Source organism: Aquimarina litoralis, from assembly GCF_039523995.1.
In the GTDB taxonomy this organism is placed as follows: Bacteria; Bacteroidota; Bacteroidia; order Flavobacteriales; family Flavobacteriaceae; genus Aquimarina; species Aquimarina litoralis.
In genome coordinates this window covers 170,588-186,308 of the sequence record NZ_BAAAGE010000002.1, presented here as the reverse complement: position 1 = coordinate 186,308, position 15,721 = coordinate 170,588, and the positions used below count along the sequence as shown (strand labels likewise).

At 32.0% G+C, this 15,721-nt stretch carries 11 protein-coding genes; 6 read left to right on the top strand and 5 right to left on the bottom strand.

From position 1 onward, the window contains the following. Positions 1-182: 182 nt before the first annotated feature. A complete protein-coding gene (gene uvrA, locus ABD077_RS09755; RefSeq protein WP_343912136.1) occupies positions 183-2,963 on the top strand; it encodes an excinuclease ABC subunit UvrA in 2,781 nt (926 codons plus the stop codon). Positions 2,964-3,046: 83 nt separating this feature from the next. Continuing rightward, positions 3,047-3,685 carry a peroxiredoxin-like family protein gene (locus tag ABD077_RS09750; protein WP_343912135.1) on the top strand — a complete coding sequence of 213 codons (639 nt, stop codon included), beginning with the start codon at positions 3,047-3,049 and terminating at the stop codon, positions 3,683-3,685. Positions 3,686-3,747: 62 nt separating this feature from the next. Here the strand turns inward: ABD077_RS09750 and ABD077_RS09745 are convergent, their stop codons facing one another. Continuing rightward, positions 3,748-4,539, bottom strand: coding sequence for a hypothetical protein (locus tag ABD077_RS09745; RefSeq protein WP_343912134.1), 792 nt, complete (start codon positions 4,537-4,539; stop codon positions 3,748-3,750). Between the two features lie 357 nt (positions 4,540-4,896). Between ABD077_RS09745 and ABD077_RS09740 the strand changes: the two genes are divergently transcribed. Then, positions 4,897-5,547 carry a hypothetical protein gene (locus ABD077_RS09740; protein ID WP_343912133.1) on the top strand — a complete coding sequence of 217 codons (651 nt, stop codon included), beginning with the start codon at positions 4,897-4,899 and terminating at the stop codon, positions 5,545-5,547. Between the two features lie 337 nt (positions 5,548-5,884). Next, complete coding sequence (locus tag ABD077_RS09735; protein ID WP_343912132.1) at positions 5,885-7,168, top strand: hypothetical protein; 1,284 nt, start codon at positions 5,885-5,887, stop codon at positions 7,166-7,168. 56 nt (positions 7,169-7,224) lie between these two features. On the opposite strand, the gene ABD077_RS09730 is transcribed toward ABD077_RS09735, so the two are convergent. From ABD077_RS09730 to ABD077_RS09715, 4 genes are read right to left on the bottom strand one after another with little or no spacing between them, the layout of a single operon-like run. Next, the gene (locus tag ABD077_RS09730; RefSeq protein WP_343912131.1) at positions 7,225-8,682 is read right to left on the bottom strand and encodes an oligosaccharide flippase family protein; all 1,458 of its coding nucleotides are present in this window, start codon (positions 8,680-8,682) and stop codon (positions 7,225-7,227) included. Positions 8,683-8,691: 9 nt separating this feature from the next. After that, the gene (locus ABD077_RS09725; protein WP_343912130.1) at positions 8,692-9,987 is read right to left on the bottom strand and encodes a glycosyltransferase family 4 protein; all 1,296 of its coding nucleotides are present in this window, start codon (positions 9,985-9,987) and stop codon (positions 8,692-8,694) included. Between the two features lie 15 nt (positions 9,988-10,002). Then, the gene (locus ABD077_RS09720) at positions 10,003-12,432 is read right to left on the bottom strand and encodes a YfhO family protein (protein WP_343912129.1); all 2,430 of its coding nucleotides are present in this window, start codon (positions 12,430-12,432) and stop codon (positions 10,003-10,005) included. 31 nt (positions 12,433-12,463) lie between these two features. Beyond that, positions 12,464-12,745, bottom strand: coding sequence for a DUF4834 family protein (locus ABD077_RS09715; RefSeq protein WP_343912128.1), 282 nt, complete (start codon positions 12,743-12,745; stop codon positions 12,464-12,466). A gap of 100 nt (positions 12,746-12,845) precedes the next feature. Between ABD077_RS09715 and ABD077_RS09710 the strand changes: the two genes are divergently transcribed. Together ABD077_RS09710 and ABD077_RS09705 are read left to right on the top strand one after the other, a co-directional pair. Then, entirely contained in the window at positions 12,846-14,516 is a 1,671-nt protein-coding gene (locus tag ABD077_RS09710; protein ID WP_343912127.1) for a transporter, read from the top strand. 253 nt (positions 14,517-14,769) lie between these two features. Continuing rightward, the gene (locus ABD077_RS09705) at positions 14,770-15,471 is read left to right on the top strand and encodes a FadR/GntR family transcriptional regulator (protein ID WP_343912126.1); all 702 of its coding nucleotides are present in this window, start codon (positions 14,770-14,772) and stop codon (positions 15,469-15,471) included. The last annotated feature ends 250 nt before the right edge of the window (positions 15,472-15,721 follow it).

Below are 15,721 nucleotides of genomic sequence, written 5' to 3'. Positions count from 1 at the left end.
AGTAAAGGTGTGCTATAGGCGCTTCTTTTTTAGATTTGGTTACTTTTACAGGGGCTAATATAATAACAATCCTTGAAAATCAAACTATTTTGTGTTAATTTTTTTAACTTAACTTTCGATATAAGCACACTATTATACTTCTTAAGTTATCATTATCTTTGCGCTCACACCGCATATAGACTATGATTCAAGATATTACTACCTTAGATCCCAAACAAAATATATTAATTAAAGGAGCCAAACTGCATAATCTCAAAAACTTAGATGCAGCCATTCCCCGGAATAAATTAGTGGTAATTACCGGATTATCAGGATCAGGAAAATCTAGTCTTGCATTCGATACCTTATATGCAGAAGGACAGAGAAGGTACGTAGAAAGTTTATCTTCCTATGCAAGACAATTTTTAGGTCGACTTAATAAACCAAAAGTTGATTATATAAAAGGTATTGCTCCAGCCATTGCTATTGAGCAAAAAGTAAATTCTACAAATCCAAGATCCACAGTTGGAACAACTACCGAGATATATGATTATCTAAAATTACTTTTTGCAAGAATAGGTAGAACCTACTCTCCTATTTCTGGTAATCAGGTAAAAAAAGATACCGTTACAGATGTTATCGAATATGTAAAAACCTTTGAAGAAGGTGAAAAACTATTGTTGTTAGCTCCAATACATGTGGAAAGTGGCAGAACTGTTGAAGAAAAGCTAAAAGTATTACAACAACAAGGATATGCACGTGTAAAAGTTAATCAAACGGTATCTAGAATTGAAGATGCCACCATTAATAAAAAAGATACTGTTCATTTGGTAATTGATCGTATTATTAAGCGAGATGAAGAAGACTTTTATAATAGACTAGCAGATGCTGTAGGCTCAGCTTTTTTTGAAGGAAAAGGAACTTGTTATATAGAAACATTAAAAGATCAAAAAACACGTCAGTTTAGTAATAAGTTTGAGTTGGATGGAATAACCTTTCTAGAGCCTAATGTGCATTTGTTTAGCTTTAATAATCCATATGGAGCTTGTCCTGAATGTGAAGGTTACGGAGATGTTATTGGTATTGATGAGGATTTAGTAATTCCAAATACATCCTTAAGCGTGTACGAAGGAGCCGTTTTTCCTTGGAAAGGCGATACTATGAGTTGGTATAAAGATCAACTTGTCAATAGTGCTTATAAATTCGATTTTCCTATACACAAGCCTTATTTTGAGTTATCAGAAGAACAAAAAGAATTATTATGGAGTGGTAACGAGTATTTTGAAGGTATCGATGGATTTTTCAAAGAGCTAGAAGCAAAGGCTTATAAAATTCAGAATAGAGTAATGCTTTCTCGTTATCGTGGAAAAACGAAATGTACCAGCTGTAAAGGAAAACGTTTAAGACCTGAAGCTAGTTATGTAAAAGTTGGTGGATTAGCTATTACGGATCTTGTAGAAATGCCACTTGATGAACTGGCAACTTTTTTTAAAAATCTTGAACTAAATAAATATGAACTCCAAATTGGAAAAAGACTTTTAAAAGAAATTAATAGCAGGTTAGAGTTTTTACATAATGTAGGTCTTCAATACCTAACTCTTAATCGTAAATCAAATACCTTATCTGGTGGAGAATCCCAACGTATTAATCTTGCTACGTCTCTTGGTAGTAGCTTGGTTGGATCTATGTATATCTTAGACGAACCGAGTATTGGTCTACATCCTAAAGATACTGAGAAACTTATTAAAGTATTACAATCCCTTCGTGATTTAGGGAACACCGTTATTGTAGTTGAGCATGATGAAGATATTATGAAGGCTGCAGATGTTATTCTTGATATTGGTCCAGAAGCAGGTACGTATGGAGGTAATTTGGTAGCCGAAGGAACTTTTGAAGAAATTCTAAAATCTGATTCCTTAACCGCTAAATACCTAAATGGAGATTTACAAATTGAAGTCCCGAAGAACAGAAGAACCTCTAAATACTATTTAGAAATCCTAGGTGCAAGAGAAAACAATTTAAAAAATATTGATGTTACTATTCCACTAGGAGTGTTTACAGCAGTTACAGGAGTTTCAGGTAGTGGAAAAAGTACTTTGATTAAAAAAATAGTGTATCCTTCGATATTAAAAAAACTAGGAGGATATGGAGAAAAAGCAGGTCAGTTTACAGAGCTTAAAGGAAATTACAGTAATATCAAACATGTAGAGTTTGTAGATCAAAACCCAATTGGTCGTTCTTCTAGGTCTAATCCTGTAACTTATATCAAGGCTTATGATGACATAAGAAGTCTTTTTGCTAGTCAGAAATTATCAAAAATAAGAAACTACCAATCCAAGCATTTTTCTTTTAATGTGGATGGTGGAAGATGTGAAACCTGTAAAGGTGAAGGTGAAGTTACGATCGAAATGCAATTCATGGCTGATGTTCATTTAGAATGTGAAACTTGTGGCGGAAAAAGATTTAAAAAAGATGTACTGGAGGTAACTTATGAGGATAAAAATATCGACGACATTTTAACAATGACCATTGATAATGCACTCGATTTCTTTGCAAAACATAATCAAACAAAAATTACCAGAAAGCTTCAACCTTTGCAGGATGTTGGTCTTGGATATGTACAATTGGGGCAAAGCTCCTCTACCCTTTCTGGTGGTGAAGCACAGCGTATCAAATTAGCTTCTTTCCTAGTAAAAGGAAATACGAAAGATAAAGCTCTTTTTATTTTCGATGAGCCTACTACAGGATTACATTTTCATGATATCAAAAAATTACTAAAATCCTTTAACGAACTCATTGACAAAGGGCATTCCATACTCGTTATAGAACATAATTTAGATTTAGTAAAATGCGCAGATCATGTTATTGATTTAGGATTAGAAGGCGGAAATAATGGCGGAATGATTATAGCAGAAGGAACTCCTGAGGAAGTAAGCGTGAACAAAAAATCTTATACAGGGCATTATCTTGCTGAAAAAATTTAAAAAATTAACAAAATTGTAATATTTGATTCTGTAAAGACATGCGTTCCATTTCGGCTAAGTTCTGGAATAATAAAACGTAAAAAATGTCACTTACAGCACAATTAAAAGAAAAAGCAGCGCTATCAGCAAATAAAATCCCTGAAACTATTCAGAAAATCATGAATAATGGAATTGATAACCTGCGTGATAGTCAACTTACAGCGAGAGCTTTAAAAACGGGAGATAAAATTCCAGAAATTTCATTACCCAATGCAGCGAATAAAACCATTTCTATACAAGAGTTATTACTTAACAAAAAAGTGGTATTGTCTTTTTATCGCGGAGGTTGGTGTCCTTATTGTAATCTTGAACTAAGAGCTCTACAGCAATATCAAGATAAATTCGAAGAGCTTGGCGCTACTCTCGTAGCAATAAGCCCAGAAACTCCTGATAACTCCTTAAGCACATCAGAAAAAAACAATCTTAGCTTCGAAGTACTTTCCGATATCGATAATAAAGTTGCTAATGAATTTAACTTGGTATTTACACTACCTAAAGATCTTACAGAAGTGTATAAAGGTTTTGGTATTGATTTGGTAAAAAGCAATGGTAATGAAGATCAACAATTACCAATAGCTGCAACTTATGTAATTGATCAAGATGGAACGATCATTTATGATTTTATCAAAGAAGATTATAAAGAAAGAGCCGATCCCGAAGATATTTATAATAGTCTTAAGTAGATTATTCTAAACTTTGATTGAGATCCTATTTATCAAACATCCAAAATGCTTTGGATGTTTGATTATAATCCAGAATCTTCAGAAGCAACAGTTAACGTCTTAGAAAACAGTTTATATTCATTAATTGGATTAACAAAATTGGAATCCTTTTTTAAAGACGCCATTTTATAAGCTTCAAGAAAGTCACTAATCCTATAATCCAATAATTTTGCAGCTACAATATCCTTTTTCCACTCCCTTATTTGAGCTTTGGTCATATTTCCTTTATTAGCTCTTATCGCATGCTCTTTTAATTTATCCGTATACAAAGCACATTCACTTAATAAATACTTAAATTCTTTCGTGGGATAAAAAATTTTTGTAGTTTTAGATATACTATATTTTCTATTATTGTCTATATATGCTTGTCTATCAAGTTTTTTCTTTTGCGACGTATAATCTAGTTTATCCAAAAAATCATCAGTAACAAAGTAAAACTTCATATCATCTAAATTGACAATAAGTGTATTATAATTATTGAAAATTATATGTCTTTCGGATATTCCTAATTCCTTAATACGCCATTCGGAAACCAATTCGTATTTAGAATATTGACTGTGCGTATCATTCATCATAAAATACCTCCCCATTTTCATAAATACTCCTGATAAATTATTTGGTTGTAAAGTATCTTTAATAATGAGTGCATTTTTTTTATGTTTTAAAATCTTTTCTTCAATACCAAAAACGGTTGAAACATTCTTTGATTCTGCTATAATCTTTTTAGTGTAGTCTGTATTAAGAATATATTCTTTTTGCTGTCCATATAACCCAACAATTATAAAACAACATGTTAGTAGTATAACATTTTTCATAGCCCCAATTATTATATTATTTCTCCAATTATTGTTAAAAGTATTCTTTTTTAACTCTACTAAATTAGATCTAAGCCATCCAAAAAATATATTCTTAAAGTCTTTTTAAATCATAATTTCGTCGTATAACCAATTTAATCGATAAAATTATATTTCATTGATTTTAAACAAGTAATACATTAATATTAAAGTATTTCCCCCAATTACCTATCATTTTTTATCCCATATACACAACAATAATTAAAAGTGTTTTGCACACGTAAAATAATTTTTGGCACGCCGTTTGGATATACTTTACACAAATAGCGGAAACCGAAAAGCTAATGAGTAGGTATAAAACCCAAAAACATTTTAGTTATGAAAAAAGTAATACTTTTTATTGCAGCAATGTTACTAGTTGGAACAGCTGCACAAGCGGCCGATCAAAAAAAGTCGGATCAAGTAGATAGGGTTACAAAACGCTATCGTTATGCAAAACCTATTGTATTTGTCGAAAATGGTGTGAAATTTCTTGTGTATCCTAATGGAGAAGTTGATTTTAGAACTCCAAGAAGAAGAAATTATAGTAATTGGGACTGGAATTCTTCTAATTATAATTCTCCAGGGCATAACAGAAACTATCGTAGACATAGCAATCGTTTTACTGTAAAATATGATTATTACGGAAGATTGAAACGAGTTGGTCTTATCACAATGGGCTATAATCGATTTGACCAGGTAAGAAGAATAGGTTCTGTTCTTATTCGTTATAACAGAAGAGGAAAAGTTGCCAAAATAGGTGGATTACATATCTATTACGGCAAAAGAGGCAAAATAAGATATATAGAAGGTAACGTTCATTATTACAATGGAATTAATGGATGTAGTACACCACAGGATCAATATTATAGTTATCAAAGAAGATCAAATGAAAACAATTGGAACCAGGAAGATGATTTCTATTATAAAAATAGAAAAAGAAATAAAAAGCATTATCGAGGAGACGATGACGACGATGATGATGATTAGAATAAATTAGTTAGTTGGTTAGTTTTTGAAAGCCTGTTATCCATTTGGTAGCAGGTTTTCTTTTTATATATTGATTATTTATGATCAAGCCTATTAAAAATTAAAATTAGTACATATCCTATATAGTGTTTAGGAATGATAAGCCATCTCGTACCTGCAAATACTCAAAACAACAACAAATAACTGTTTTTCAAATACTTAAACTACAAAAACGGTCTAGTATAAATAATAATTTTATGTCCAACATAAGTGGAAAAGCAATTTTTGGCACGCTGCTTGATACTATATAAATGAGTGCAAAAAACTAATTTTTACACTCTTTATAAAATCACAGATTATGAAAAATATTGTTTTACTTTTTACAGGCTTAGTGTTAGCAACTTTTAGTGCTAATGCATTGGAAACAAATACAGAAACCGTATCTCGTTATTACAATTACGGAAAATCATTCATCTTTCATGAAAATGGGGTTGAGTTTTCAGTATACGCAGACGGACAATTTGATTTCTATGTAAACAGACCAAGAGGAGGAGTTAGTGTAAACATCAATCGTCCTGGAGTAAACATTAGTTTTAATTCTGGATATAATTATGATGCCTACGTACAGTATGATGATTATGGAGCTGTAGTACAGGTAGAAAATGTACCGATCTTTTATGATTATTATGGTAGAATTAGTCAAGCTGGAGATGTATTCATCAACTACAACCGTTTTGGTAGAGTATCTAGAGTTGGTGGATTATATGTAAACTATAACAGCTATGGTAATTTTGTAAACTGTACTGGGTTCATTAATGATTTTAACAGGTATTATGTATACAATCCTTTTCACGCTTATTTTACGGTACCAGTAGTTAGCAGATGTATCGTTTTCAATAGACCTTATAGAAGATTTTATACTCCTTATAGATGTTCGTATAATGTATTCAGAAGAAACTACTTTGATGGATATTATGCAAGACCATATAGAAGTCGTACATATTATAGACCTAATCAAAGAGTTGCGTCATACAACAGAGGATATAGAGTAAATAGAGCTAGAAGTCTTGACTATAGAACTCGAGATAGAAGAACGGCAATGTATAAAAGAAATGATCGTAACTATAATACAGTAAATCGTTCTAGATCAAGAACAGTAAATAGAAACAGAACTGCTGTAAATAGAAATTCTTCTAGAAATACGACAAGAAGCAGAGCAATTACAAGAAACTCTAATAGCAGAGATAATGTAAGAACGAATAGAAGTAGAAACACCGTGACTAATAGAAGTACTAGAAGTACTGATACAAGAAGTCAGGTAAGAAGATCAGATAGAACTAGAACAAATGTTACACCTAGAAATACCGAAAGTAGAAATAGAGTACAATCTAATAACAGATCTCAGAGAACTAGAAGTGCTGTAACTAATAATAGCTCTAGAAGAGGTTCTTCAAAAGCCAGAACTTCAAGGTCTAACGGAAATAATAGATCTGGGAATGTAACAAAACGTTCTAATAACAGTCGATATACTAGTAAAGGAAGTTCTAATAGATCTCAAGTAAAAACTAGAAGAAGTAATTCTACGAATAGAGCTACAAGATCCAATAATTCTAGATCTCGTACAGCAAGAAGTAGAAGTTAATATAAAGAATTTATTTTTTTGGTTGGTTAGTTAGAAAATCCCTCAGAGTAGTATGCTTAGGCACCTCGAGGGATTTTCTTTATTGTATTATTAATATCATCCGATACTCGTAAAAAATATAAAATACTTATGTAACCAATTCCTATAAGTATACTTTTCAAACCTATATTAACTATAGGATGAAAATTAAAATCCCAAAAGTAAAAACCGAATACAAAAGTTATAATCATGATCACAATTAGAAAAGTCTTTTTAGAAAATGGTTGCATTTCAAACTTTATATTCACCAAAAAAACTTTTGTAGCATTGTAGCAAAATACTGCTACACTTGTAGCTATAGCAGCCCCTACCACTCCATATACCGGAATGAGTAACCAATTAAGAACAAAAGCAATAATTGCCATGGCAATCCCTATATATAGAATCAAACGATAGTAATCTGAATTAAATAAAATCGAATTATTATTGCCTAGTACATTATCAAATAACTTTGCTATTCCTATAAGAACTACCACCCTGATAAACAATTCATATTCATCAGGAATTAATTCAAAAAGTTGATTTACATTACATATAATCAACACGAACAATAAACCACTGATAGCAAAAAGATTTAAAGAACTTTTTTTATATAATACTCTAAGTTGTTCAAAATTCTTTTCATTAATAAATTTTGCCGTTAACGGATACGTAATTTGATGCATCGATCTTGAAGGAATAATGATTACACTTGCGATATAAGCACAAATACCATATTTAGCCACATATTCGATAGGTAGATAACGCTCTATCATTGTCTTATCCAAATCAATCAAAAGAGTAGCAACAGATCCTGCCAACAAAATCAACAAAGAATACTTAAAGACGTTTGCGAAATTTGAAGGCAATGAAAAGCTGAATGAAAAATTTAGCAATCTATATACATAAATAGCCATAATGCACAATCTCGCTATATATACAAATACAATCGCATAAATAAATTGTACTACGGTAATTACTTCTAAATACACTAAAAATAATAATACCATAAGACAAGTTCTTACAAACAATTCTTTTAAAATATTACCAAAAACACTTTTAAGTTTAACCTTAGCCCAAGCAAAAAATATCTCGAAATAAGATAAGGCAATAGCGAGCACATAAATGGTCCAAACATAAGGCTGTACAATAGTGTTATCTTCTTCAAAATAACTTAAGACATGTTCATAAAAAACTGTACCTATGGCACCAATGATAATAGCGACGCACATAGGCAAAATGAGCATTATCGTCATAAACCTATTTTGTTCCTTTTTATCAGAATAAGAAGAATAAAACTTTACAACAGTATTATGCACTCCAAAGGCCATTAAAGGCCAGATAATATTTGATGCAGAAAACAAATAAGAAACCAATCCATAGTACTCCTCTTCCAAAAATTTTGTAAAAAGAAACAAGGTATTAACAGCACCAATCCCAAAACCTAAACAAGTAATGATGACATTTTTGATCGATTGATTAGCAACTATTCCCATTATTTAATTTTAAAGCTTACCGTTAGCCAGACTTTTTAGTAACATAGACATCTCTTTGGTCAAAGATCGTCTGCTATACTTTTCAATTCCTATCGCCTGAGAATTAAGTTTTCCTTCTTTAAACTTACTAAAATATTCAAGAAGTAAACGTTTCATTTCATCATAAGCATTGTAATCAAAATATTTTCCAGAACCAGTTTCTTCTATTAATTTAGAAATATCTGCATCTCTTGGGCCAACAGCGATAATAGGTCTTTCCGAGATCATATATTCAAATAGTTTCCCAGGTATAATACATTTTGTTTCTTCTGAGTCAATTTCTATTAATAATAATACTTGAGAACTACGCTGAATCTCTATAGCTTCTTTATGAGATACATATCCTTTAATTTCTAGAAAATCCGATAAACCTGCTTCCTTAATAGATGATAAAACATCTTCGCTCACTGCTCCGACTAATCGTAGTTTCAGGTGTTCCGCAAAATCCTCATTCTCCTGTGCAATGTCGTATATCGCACGCCACAATTTCTTTGGATTTCGTCCTGATAATAGAGATCCAATATGCGAAATTGTAAAAGTAGTATCTAGTTGAATATTAGCCACCTCTTCAGTATCATATCCATTCGTAATCACCGAGATAGATTGTTTGGCAATACTAGAAAACTCTTCTTTAGTTGTATAACTCGTAACAGTTATGTGATCTGCAGATGACAACACCTCTTTCTCTAGTTGTATATGTTTATTTCTTGCGCTTCTTATAAGCTTCAGTTTTTTATGATAACCAATAGTTGTCCAAGGATCTCTAAAATCAGCTACCCATTTAATATCCAGTTTTTTCTTAAGCTCCTTCCCTATTAGATGAATACTATGAGGTGGTCCAGTAGTAATAATAATATCTATATCTTCTATGGAAATAAGGTCATTTAAAAATTTCACAGAAGGTTTTACCCAATACTTCCGTGCATCTGGTATAAAAAAATTACCTCTAATGAATAGCATAAGTTTCTGGACAAAAGATTGTTTATCTCTTCCAGCAATAATTCCTTTACTGATAGTTTTAGAATCTTTTTTAGAAAAAATTTCCGCAAAACGATACGGTTCAAAAATTGGTTGCTTAATAATAGTAACATCCGAAGGGATTTCTGAGATCAGAGATTCATCGATCAAAGGATACGTAGGGTTTTCGGGAATATATACAATAGGTTCAATTCCGAATTCCTTGAAGTATTTAACAAACTTGAGCCACCTTTGTACTCCAGGACCTCCAGCAGGAGGCCAGTAATATGTTATTAATAATACTTTCAAAACCTTGTAAGAGTGCTATTCAGAAACATCTGTTTTCCTCTTTTTATACTCAAAAAACAAAGCTCCTAAAAACAATAACCCAAAGATAATAGAACTTGCCAAAGTAATAGAACTTCCCGTTTTTACTACTTGTGGTTCAAATTTAAACTCAATAGTATGCTTACCTGCAGGAACTTTTATACCCCTAAGCATATAATTTACAGGATAAACAGTCTCAGGAGTTCCATCGATATAAGCATTCCATCCATCCTTATAATAGGTTTCCGAAAAAACAACAAATCCAGGTTTATTTGCATACATATTGTATGCTAAATGATTTGGATCTGTTTTCGAAATTGATATGGTAGAAACACTATCTTTTACTGGTTTGTAACTTTCTAACTCATCTTTAAACTCATTTCTAATAACAGCTGTGTTCTTAGTATCTATATCGTTTAAAGCATTGAATTCAGATTTATAACCATCTACAAATTTTAGTTCAGAAACAAACCATGCCGGTCCATTTATGGATGGATTCTCTTGTACCGTTAATTTTCTATCTTCATTTTGTTGTATTACGTACTTAACATTCAACATATTCACAACCTCTAGATTTCCTTGTAAAATGTGCTGATTATAAATATCATCAATCTTCCTAGGTCTTACTGCAGAATATCCATTTATAGAATTGAAGAAGTTATTGGTATGAGAATTTCTAAACCCTCTTGCCTGATCTAATACACGATAATATGACTTATCTTTTTGAATTTCTTTATCTACTGGAGTTGGTTGAAAATATTGTTTATATTCTCTTTTAGAAATAAAGGAATCACTATCTACACTGCGTCGATCTACACCTCCTAAATCCAGAATCACTAAAATACCAACTCCGACCAGCATTAGATTTTCAGAAATCTTTTTCTTTAAGGTAAACCAAAGTAATCCTGCTACAAGAAGAATAAATAACAAAGATCGAAGACTATCACTTTTCATAATCGTAATACGATCTTCTTTGATAGCATCGAATATAGCTGGTTGTTCTATAGCTAACTGTACATCATTAGGAGATTTAAAACTAAATAAGCTTCCGCCAAACAACCAAAATATCAAGCATAGTCCTCCAAACACGCCCAAAGAAATTAAGAATTTCTTTTGTCTTTCTTTAAACTCAGTTTTTTCATTAAAAAGTTGGTAGAGTCCAAATACCGCTGCAATAGGTACAACAAATTCCAATATCACCTGAATACTGGAAACAGCCCTAAATTTATTATATAAAGGAACATAATCAACAAAAAAGCGTGTAAGAAAATCTAGATTCTTACCCCAACTTAAAGTTAGCGACACAATAATCCCTCCAAGTAACCACCAACGTAATCTACCTTTTACTAAAAGTAATCCCAACAATGCAAGAAAAACAACTGTAATACCTAAATACGGAGGTGCTTCTACAAAAGGTTGAGCTCCCCAATATAAGCCCGTAACATTGGCATAATAATCTGCGGTTTCAGGAGACTCGCCCAACTGTAATAGCTTTTGATAGAAAGCTGATTCTTTTCCTAAATCAGAAGCTCTACCTAGTCCCATTAATTTAGGAACGAAAAGGTTTAAAGATTCTAACTTTCCATAACTATACGCCGTTATATATTCGTAATCCAGTCCATTTTTTTCAGAACTTTTAGTTGTAGCATCAGCTAATAAGTTTTTACCACGTATACTTGTTTTTGCATATTCTGCGGTAGATAATAAAGTAGTAGCATTAGTTGCCAACCCTAAAAGTGCCGCAGTAATGAGAATTGCAGATGATTTTAGAAAATGTGGTAATTCTTTCTTTTTGAAAGCATCTATGAAATAACTTATTCCCAAAACAACTACTAATAAACCTAAATAATAAGTCATTTGATAGTGATTTGCCTGTATTTCCAATCCCATCGCCACTGCGGTAAGCAGAAATCCCCAGACATACCGTTTTTGAAATACTAAAAGTATACCAGCAATGACTAATGGAAAATAAGCTATGGCATGTGCTTTCGCATTATGCCCTACTCCTATGATAATAATCAAATAAGAGGAAAGCCCAAAGGCTAAGGCACCAACAATTGCCATTTTCCAGGGAATTCGCATCACAAGTAACAACACATAGAAACATGCTAAATACAGAAAGAGATAATCTGCAGGTCTTGGTAAAAACCGAATCAATCGATCCAATTTATCCATATAGTCATGAGGAAATTTTGCTCCTAAAGCATATGTGGGCATCCCTCCAAAGGCTGCATTATTCCAAAAAGTTTCCTCTCCAGTATTTTTTCGAAACTCATTTTGTTGCCTAGCAGTACCTTCATACAATCTAATATCGTTTTGATATATCATTTTTCCGCTAAGGACAGGATTGAAAAAAACTAGTGAAACGATAATAAAACCTAAAATCACTAAGATGTGAGGTATAATTCTTTTTAGATAAGGCATCATGCGAATGACAATTTATGTATGAGCCGCCAAATTAATCAATTTCCTCAAAATCGATGTACTCTCCCACATCTTTATTAGTAGATTTTTGTTTTGGCTTTTTATCTATTGTTACATCATTATCTCCTGAAGATTGAGACTGATTATATTGCTGAAACTGTTGCTGAAACTGTTGTTGAAATCTTTCTCCAGCTTTCTTTGTTACATATCTAAGCAATAGAGGACCAAATAATCGCGTTAGTATCTTTAATCCGTAATATATCAATAACAGAATGAGAATTACCTTTAATACCCCTAAGAAAGAAGCCTCTTGCATATTATTTTTTTTCAAAAATAGGGAACTCTCTATACAATTACCGGCAGTCAATCCTAAAAAAATGATAAAATCTGCTATATTTGAACCAAATCTATGGAATATGAGCCCTAAATCGATGCTGCTGGTAGTTAGCCTATTGCTACTTGGTCTAACTTCAACTGCTCAATACACTGAAAAGATTAATACAAACAGACCTGGAGTTTCTCAAGGTGCCTTTTCTGTTGGTAATAATGTATTACAACTCGAAGGTGGATTAGGTTTCGGAAGAGAAAGACATAAAATATTTGATACAAAATCAAGTACATTCAATTTTGATTATAATATAAGGTACGGGTTACTGATAGAACAATTAGAAATTAGCTTAGATGGGAGTTTTAGAAGCGATGGTATCAGACAAACTATTGGTGCTAACGAACAAAAAATCAGAAAAACTGATTTTGAATCCAATACTATAGGAGTTAAATACCTTATTTATGATCCGTATAAAAAACCTAAAGAAAATGACTCTATCAATTATGATGAGTTAAAAAGCTGGAAAGAACGTTATCGATTTAAGTGGAAAAGTTTAATTCCAGCGGTTTCTGCTTACGTAGGTATGAATTATGTAAATACAGATAACGCTTTTACTTTTCCAACGGATGCCACTATAAGTCCGAAAATTGTAATAATGACTCAAAACAACTGGTGGACGAGCAATGCCGGTAGTTGGGTATTAGTTACAAATCTTATTGTAGATAAAATTACTACGGATAACCCTGCTTATGGGTGGATTATCACGAGTACCCATACCCTAAATGACAAATGGGCCATATTTGGTGAATATCAAGGACAAAAGAGTGATTTCTATAGTGATAACATTATAAGACTTGGTGGTGCCTATTTATGGAACCAAGATTTGCAAATAGATGCTAACATCGCCACCAATTTTAAAGATACTCCATCCATATTTAGAGTAAGTCTTGGTGCTTCCTACCGGTTTGATTGGCATCGCAAAGATGAAATTATTGAAAAACCAGGATTCGAAAGCGGTATCAAAAAGGATGAAAACGAAGAAGAGGAAGAAGATAAAGAAAAAGATAAAGATGGACTGGAGTTAGATGAAGAAATAGAAGAAATTGAAAACGACAGTTTAAAACAAGAGCAAACTCCATTCATTAATGATTTTGAAGATGGTAGTCATCGTGATGCGATGGAGAAAGATCTAGATGAAAGAAGAACGGCGCAACGTTTAGAACGTGAACGAATTGAAAAAGAGAAGCAGGATAAAAAAGACGAAAAGAAATTTAAGAAAGAAGAAAGAAGACGTCTAAAACGTGAAGCTAAAGCTGCTAAACAAGCCGAAAAGGCAAAATTAAAGGCAGAAAAAGAAAAGCAAAAAATGATTGAGGACATCGATGCCGAATTGGATAAGATGGAGCAAGATGAAGGTGTGGATGATGAGCTGAAACAGATAGACGAAGAACTCAAGAAGCTGGAAGAAATGGAAAAAGAGCTTGGTTCTGATACAAAACCTGATGCTAAAGAAGATAAAGCAGATGACAAAAAAGACGCAGAGGACGAAGAAGATATAGATGCTGCTTACGAGAAATTACAGAAAGAACAGGAAAAGGCTAGAAAGGAAGAAGAGAAGCGTAAAAAAGCAGAAGAAAAAAGAAGAAAGAAAGAAGAAAAGAAAAGAAAAAAGGAAGAAGAAAAGCGTAAAAAAGCTGAAGAAAAGAAGAGAAAAAAAGAAGAAAAGGAAAAAGAGGAAAATGATAATAATGATAATTAATCATTAATACATTCCAGAAATAAAATCCGAGTTTGTATACCATATAAAAAAGGCTGAGTGCTATTGTACTCAGCCTTTTTTAATTCCATAATTTCCTTAATTAATGATTAAAACATTTACGCAACAAAATGATAATTCCTAATAAAATGATGTACTAAATTAGTATTTCCATCATTTTTTAACATAAAAAATACGCAGGTTAAAATAATTACCTTATATTTGGTTAACCAATTTGGTTGACCAATTATAAACTATGAAAACTAACTTGAAACCAGAATCATTATCTCCTAGAGATGAAATAGAAACGGTTATTTCTAAAATAAGAGAATTAATTATAAACCGTCAACTCGAACCAGGAGACAAATTACCTTCAGAAAGAACCTTATCGGAAAAATTTGGCGTTAGTAGAAGTCAATTAAGACTAGCAATTCAAAAATTAGAGTTTTACGGACTTGTAAAAAAATATCCTAAAAGTGGAACTTTTGTTTCCAAAATAGGTGTAGGTGCATTGAATTCTATGATGGCCAATATCCTACATTTACAAACACCTGATTTTAAATCATTAGTAGAAACCAGATTGATCTTAGAAACAAAGGCTGTTAAACTAGCTGCTGTTCGCAGAACAGAGCAACAACTTTATCAAATAGAGCTTGCTCATGAAGCTTACATAAATAAATCTATTAATGGAGAGAATGCTATCGATGAAGATCTACTATTTCATCTAAAATTAGCAGAAGCTAGTTGTAATAGTGTCATTAACTCATTAATGCTCGTTATAACACCTGAAATAATAACAAATTTCGTTACAAATAAAATTTGCGATAAAACCAACTTTTCTACGCTAATTAAAGAACACCAAGATATCGTAAATGCAATAAAAAATAATGATCCGGATCAAGCTACAGAAAGCTTGAAAATACATTTTAATGATTTATACCAATACTGTAGAACCTAATAATCCTTGCCTATGTAAATTAAAACATTAAATGAAAAAAGGACAGGTGAAACCTATCCTCTTAAATTATTCTATTTATCACTTCAAGTTTCGAGAGAGAAGTCTGTTAAAATGAATAATACGCTTTATTACTTAAACAAATACGCATTGACAAAGGTAACAAATAATATAGAGTTAAACCTTTACTCTTGTTAATGTTTAGTTAAGTAATAGCAATACACACAAATTAAAAATAGCCGGTAATGGCTAT

Bases quoted from the DNA above. Each gene is read 5' to 3' on its own strand.
- uvrA (WP_343912136.1), top strand. From the start codon at position 183: ATGATTCAAGATATTACTACCTTAGATCCCAAACAAAATATATTAATT.
- ABD077_RS09750 (WP_343912135.1), top strand. From the start codon at position 3,047: ATGTCACTTACAGCACAATTAAAAGAAAAAGCAGCGCTATCAGCAAAT.
- ABD077_RS09745 (WP_343912134.1), bottom strand. From the start codon at position 4,539: ATGAAAAATGTTATACTACTAACATGTTGTTTTATAATTGTTGGGTTA.
- ABD077_RS09740 (WP_343912133.1), top strand. From the start codon at position 4,897: ATGAAAAAAGTAATACTTTTTATTGCAGCAATGTTACTAGTTGGAACA.
- ABD077_RS09735 (WP_343912132.1), top strand. From the start codon at position 5,885: ATGAAAAATATTGTTTTACTTTTTACAGGCTTAGTGTTAGCAACTTTT.
- ABD077_RS09730 (WP_343912131.1), bottom strand. From the start codon at position 8,682: ATGGGAATAGTTGCTAATCAATCGATCAAAAATGTCATCATTACTTGT.
- ABD077_RS09720 (WP_343912129.1), bottom strand. From the start codon at position 12,432: ATGATGCCTTATCTAAAAAGAATTATACCTCACATCTTAGTGATTTTA.
- ABD077_RS09715 (WP_343912128.1), bottom strand. From the start codon at position 12,745: ATGCAAGAGGCTTCTTTCTTAGGGGTATTAAAGGTAATTCTCATTCTG.
- ABD077_RS09710 (WP_343912127.1), top strand. From the start codon at position 12,846: ATGAGCCCTAAATCGATGCTGCTGGTAGTTAGCCTATTGCTACTTGGT.
- ABD077_RS09705 (WP_343912126.1), top strand. From the start codon at position 14,770: ATGAAAACTAACTTGAAACCAGAATCATTATCTCCTAGAGATGAAATA.